The sequence below is a fragment of the Rhizobium oryziradicis genome, from assembly GCF_001939045.1.
Lineage (GTDB): Bacteria > Pseudomonadota > Alphaproteobacteria > Rhizobiales > Rhizobiaceae > Allorhizobium > Allorhizobium oryziradicis.
In genome coordinates, this window is the sequence record NZ_MKIM01000007.1 from 1 (window position 1) to 1,402 (window position 1,402).

1 protein-coding gene is annotated in these 1,402 nt (G+C 57.4%); it reads left to right on the forward strand.

Annotation, left to right across the window (positions count from 1 at the left end; translation table 11 throughout):
- Nucleotides 1-4: 4 nt before the first annotated feature.
- Nucleotides 5-1,402, forward strand: a 1,398-nt coding sequence (gene tssI / locus BJF95_RS00035; protein WP_139317332.1) for a type VI secretion system tip protein TssI/VgrG, incomplete at its 3' end; no start/stop codon positions are given.

A 1,402-nucleotide genomic window follows, 5' to 3' on the forward strand; every position in this document is an offset into this window, starting at 1 on the left:
GAACGTGTCCTCGCCTCTGGGAGAGGATCAATTGCTACCAGAGCGGTTGATGGTGGATGAGGGCGTCAATCGCCTGTTCGAGATCACCTTGAATGTCCGTGCCAAGCGTGAGGCGGTGAAGCCGGAAGAGCTGATTGGCAAGCTGGTCGATGTGTCTTTGGAAATCCGTCAAGGTGAGTTTGGCGAAGACGGCGTGCGCCGCCCGTTCAACGGGCTGGTGACCAATCTGTCGGAAGGACCGCCGGTCACACGCGGGCTTCGCAGTTACACACTCACCATCCGCCCGCAGATGTGGTTGCTGTCGCGTAGATCCGATTGCCGCATCTGGCAAAACAAGACATCTTTACAGGTGATGGAAACGCTGTTGTCCGAACACGGCATTCCAGCCGCCGCTTCTGCTCCCATGCACAAAGCCCCTCTTTCGCGCGAATACAGCGTGCAGTGGAATGAGACAGATCTGGATTATCTGCTGCGCCGGTTCCAGGAAGATGGCTTGTTCTACTGGTTTGAGCATGAAAAGGGCATTCACCGCCTGAAAGTCAGTGATCACAAAGTGGCGTGGAGCGCACCATCCGCGTCGGCCGAGGGCGAAGATAAGGTGCGGCTGGCGCAAGGCTCATCGGACCGCAACCACATTACCGAATGGATGCGGGAGTTTTCCTTCATCCCCGGCCAAAGAGCAGGTGCAGACTGGAATTTTGAAACCCCAAGCTCAATCCCGCTCAAATCCACGCCGTCCCTGATCCAGATGCCGGGAGCCAAGCAACGGGAACTGTATGAATATCCGGCCCGGATTGCTGACGATCAGGAAGGGGATCGGGCAGAGACATTCCGGATGCAGGCAGAGGAAGCCGATCACGAGAAAGTCACGGGCCAATCCACTGTGCGGGTGCTGGAAGCAGGCCGTCGCTTTACCCCCTATGAAGAGCCACATCCCGAACATGTTTACGAAGAACACGTCATTACACGCATCAAGCACTGGGCGGTGGATCGGTCCTATGAGACCACCGAAAATGAGCCAGAGTACCGCAATGAGTTTGAGGCCATTCCGTCACGGGTGCCGCTGACACCACATCGCAACACCAAACGGCCGCGGATTGAGGGTGCGCAGGTGGCGATTGTGGCTGGTCCATCGGGTGAAGAGATCCACACCGACAAATACGGGCGGATTAAAGTCTGGTTTCCATGGGATCGCAAGGCGCAAAAGGATGGCTCTGACACCTGCTGGGTGCGGGTTAGCCAGGCATGGGGCGGCGGCACTTGGGGTGCGCAGGTCATCCCACGCATTGGCATGGAGGTGATGGTGGCGTTTGTGGATGGAGACCCGGATCGTCCACTGGTGATTGGCGTGGTGCCAAACCCTAAAAACCCGGTGCCTTATGATCTGCCCGATAACAAGACC